The sequence below is a fragment of the bacterium genome (genome assembly GCA_026416715.1).
GTDB lineage: Bacteria > UBP4 > UBA4092 > JAOAEQ01 > JAOAEQ01 > JAOAEQ01.
Map to the genome: position 1 here is coordinate 1 of JAOAEQ010000047.1, position 4,765 is coordinate 4,765.

At 40.7% G+C, this 4,765-nt stretch carries 2 protein-coding genes; both read left to right on the top strand.

What is annotated here, in order from left to right; genetic code table 11:
- Positions 1 to 4,503, top strand: a 4,503-nt coding sequence (locus N3A72_12360) for a hypothetical protein (protein ID MCX7920369.1), incomplete at its 5' end; no start/stop codon positions are given.
- Between the two features lie 179 nt (positions 4,504 to 4,682).
- Positions 4,683 to 4,765 (top strand): TMEM165/GDT1 family protein (locus N3A72_12365; protein ID MCX7920370.1); only part of this gene is annotated, 83 nt, incomplete at its 3' end.

Consider the following 4,765-nt stretch of genomic DNA (forward strand, 5'->3'; position numbering starts at 1 on the left):
AGGTTATCCGTAGGAACATATACGTTTACGATTACCGCTAAGAAAACGCAATCGGATAATTCGGTTATTCAAGGAACAGCCTGCGGACAATTTATGATTATCGGTGTTCCAGACGGCGCACCAACCCTTGATTTATCGATAACTCCTTCAACTAATGTTTATACCTGGAGTACAGTTACCGTAGTAGCAACAGTAACTTATCCCAATTCAGCTACCTATCCCAACGATAGTGTTAATTTGGTGATAACGAAGCCGGATAGAACCGTCCAATCGGTAGCGATGTCGCGCATTAGCAGCGAAACATTTCGATACTCTTGCGGGGTTCCGCAAGCCGGACAATATCAATTCACGGCAACGGTTTATCCACCCAATACAACCAAATTTGTTCCAACTACCCGTTCTATTTATCAACAAGTTTATGCCGGAACATTATCGGTTACGGTGCTTCAGCCAACCGCAGGAAGTAAGTATAACTTATGGGATAATGTACCGTTAAAAGTTCAAGTAAAGTCAGGAAGTAATATCGTTACTGACGCTTTGGTATCTGCAGAAATCCTTTATTCTGACCATTCGAATAGCGGAGATATGGTTGCATCCGGTTTTCTCTATAGTATTACCCAGAGTGATTATGAAACTTCATTTACCGCAATGAATTCCGGCAGTTGTACTATCCGATTTACGGCAACGCAAGCGAATACCAAATCCGGTCAAGCAACGGTTTCGATTACTATTCAATCAGTAACCGGTAATCTTAAGAGTGCATTCAAAAATTGTGTGGACGCTGCGATACAGAATTTGTCAGATATCCAGCAATGGAATATCACGTTTGCACAAGAAGGAGATTATTTCCGAAAAGAAAAAGCTGCGGATGAAACCAAACGCGGCGTAGATTTATATTTCAGTCTCGTAGATGCATTTACTGGAATAAATCAAGTTAGATTAGGTGATTGGTACCATATCCATATTCCGGGGGGTGCATTTTGGATAAATAAAGCTGGTGCAAAGTCGTTAGCCAGTATCTATGGCGAATCAGTGCAAACCTATTTTGAGAATAATGCAACGAATCTAGCAGCAAATTTACCGCATTTAACTTATACAGAAGTCGCTAAATATTTTGCTAAACAAATGGTGTTTAAGACTGCGAAAGCCATAACCAAGGATGAAGCAAAACTTATTTTATCGAATAAAGCGGCAGAGCTGGGTACTCAACCGTACTACGAACCATATTTTGCCTCGCTGGTAAGTTCTAAGGAGGTTGAATTAAGCGGTTCTATTTATAATGAGTGGTATTATATTAATCGCAATTTCCCGAGTTTTCCGCAAAGCGAACAAGTCGGATATCTTCGAGATTTAACTTTACGGAAGGGAGCGAACCAGGCTTATGCAGACTATTATAAGAATAAAGGGAGTTTGCTCCACTATACCTACGGTGAACAAACCGACCCGAGAACATTAGCTGACATATTGAACGAAGTATTAAGTGTAGGAGCAAAAACTGGCGCTAAAATTTTAGCTGGCGCATTTCTAGACGGACCTGGGATTATTGCTTCATCCGCAATAATCGGTTATATCGATTGGCAAGAGAATAGTGCTGAAATTGCGTTAGATGAACAAATGATTTGGACTGCACAAGGATTAATGCCATTAGCATTTGAACAATTGAAACTTGTTAGTGGGAATACCTTTTCAGGAATGTATCATATTAAAGACCATATTCCGGTGCAGATTCCTGCTGGAACGATTGAATACGGTGTAGATTGGTTCTATCACAACAGTAATATTAATATTCCAGACCAGCATGTCTCGATTAATGTGTTAGAAGGGGCATTTACGAGTTTTGTCATTCGGAATACTGGCGCTACTCCGGCAACGTATAAAGTTGTTGCTTCATTTAATGTTGGCAATAACTTAACCTTTACCACAGATGTTTTATATGGTTCTACTGATGCTGGTCACAGCGAAGGAGTATTAATCCAACCGGGGAACCAGGCGTATGTTACTATTCAATATATAGATGGATGGCATAATCTGTTAAGAAAATGTGCTGATATTAAGATAGACCCGTTATATTATCCGATTCCGGTTAAATTGCAATTGTTTGCTACAAATACGCACGGCACTTTTCTCGTTGATGAAAAATGGCATAATTTTGAACCGATAAATCAAACTGGTGCATTACGACTTGGGATGAAATCGGCGCACGGTATAACCTTGGATACTACTACCTCAATCTATGCGGTTATAAATCCAATTTCCACAAAACTTGGATATCCAGAAAAAAGCATTAATTATCGGATTCGGATTCATGCGTGGAATCCATTCTCTTGGCCAATCGCCGCAACCATATCGGAGGAATTGCCATCAAATGTGAGTGTTGCAAAGTTGCGCGAAGGCAGCTATGCGAATGGAACCGTTTCTTGGCTCTATTCGTTACAACCAAATGAAACTAAAATCATTGAATATGAAATTACGACTGACGCAGAACCAGGAACCGTGCTTTCAATTCCTGGTGCAACCTTGAGCATAGATAATTTCTCCAGCGCAACCACATGGATATTCTCGAGTGATTCTGTTCAATGTTTGGTACGGCATCCGTTATGGGTAGATGTTTCTCTACCAGGAACTTCGATTCAGAGTACGATGTTAACGATTCCGATTACGGTATCAAATCTGGCTTATACTACAGCAAGTGGTAATTTTATCTTTTCTCTTGCGAATCCACTCGGGGAAATAATTTCTAACAATACCGAACAAATCGTGCTCTCAAGTCAGGCGAATACTACCTTTAATCTACATTACCAGATGGATTTCGAGACTGGTACTTATTACTACCAGGTAACATTGAATTATGGAACTACAAACCAGACTGTTTTCTTCGACTCATTTATACTCGAACCACCACCGCCAATAACCAATATTCCGGATATAAAGTTGTTGAAAGGAAAATCAGTATCTAATATTCTTGATTTAGATAACTATTATAGTAATTCGTCGGCGAATTGGCAGTGTTCGGTGAAAGGTGGACATCTTGGAGTTAGTATTGATACGGAACATCGAGTGAGTTTTAGTGTATCGACTCCGAGTTCGTTTGTTGGACAGGATACGGTAATCTTTTCACCACTAGTAATTAGTCAAGAAGAGTCAAATGTAAAATATTCCAGCTATTTGTTAAGACGGTTGCCGGAGGTACTCGTGGATAATGGTTTGAGAATTAATAACAATGATATCAACTTACAGAATTATATTTCTAAAGATACGAATATCGGGTATCCGAGTAACTATCCTTATGCGATTCGGTATGAAAATAGTTTGGATACCGGGAAACTAATCGTTACCTTCAGTGGGAACACGATACGAATTAGTCCAACCAAAACGTTATCCGGTTCTGCGGAAATCATTGTTACAGCGACACCCGATTCGAGTTCGAATGACTGGGATAAAGAAATAATCCGGGTTTATGAGGTTCTCAACAGTTATGGTCAGTTCACGGTGAGCAGCGACACCAGCCGGTGGTATTTTGAGAAATACGGTGATGGAACGGGAACCGGAACCTTATCTCGGATAACTGCGTATGCAGGTCAATCGGGAGTATTGAAATTGACGCAGACGCCGGGACAGAAAGCGAAATTAAGTCAGATAGTTACGGTTCCTGCGCCAGGATGGTATACCGCCCGAGCGAAAGTAGCGACGGATATTGCTGATACGACTAAACAGCAAAAGGTATATCTCTATCTCTATGAATTAAGTGAGGATACCGCTATAATCGCTTGCGCGAATCAGGTTATTGCATCGGGAGCAGGTGGGTTCGGCGGTTCTGGTGTTTGGAAAAATCTAATGGTATCGTTTTATACACAGAGTACAATTGTATCTGTCCAAGTAGTTGGGATTAATCCAACGAATAGTAGTATAACCGGCAGTTTATATATCGATAACATCTGGGTTTATCGGGCACCACCACAGGTTGAACGATGCTATGGTGCAACTAACGTTGCAATTGCTAACGCCAGTTTTGATACTTCAACTTCTAATTGGTTACTTCAGGTTTATGGCGATGGAACTGGCACCGGAACCTGGACGTGGATAAATAACCTGTTTGGTCGAGAGGGGTTAATTTGCGGAACGCAAGCGGGGGGTGAAAAAGCGAAATTAAGCCAGTTATTCCGGTTCCCCACTGCGGATAAGAATGCGACCGCATCAGTCTGGGTATATAGTGGCGCAACCTCGCAACGTGAAACTCAGAAAGTGTATCTCTATCTCTATAGCTTCGATAGCGGATATAATAAAATTAAAGAAAGTGGGAACGCAATTCTTTATGCCGGACAATGGACTCCTGGTGAATGGCGTCAGATTAGGTTCGGATATACGCCGATGCACTCTTATAACGCAATACAGGTGGTAAGTATTAATCCCAGTGGCAATCCAAGAGTGAATATTTATTTCGATGACATCGAAGTTAACCAAGACCAAGATTCGAACTACTACTGGGACCATACGTTATACTAAAGTACCAAGTACCAAAAATTAAGTAGACAGTTGTTTGGAAAAGCAGGTTGCCTAAAATGCAATCTGCTTTTTTGTTTTCCTCTCTGTTTCTGTATCTCATGGTATAATTTTACAATCAGTCTGATATATCAAATCATAACGCTTCAGCGCTGTTCGGGGTAAAGGAGGTTTATAGCGGAATGGACTGGAAATTATTGTTGAGTTCGTTTCTGATGATATTTATTGCCGAGTTGGGAGATAAAACGCAATTAGCGACATTTAC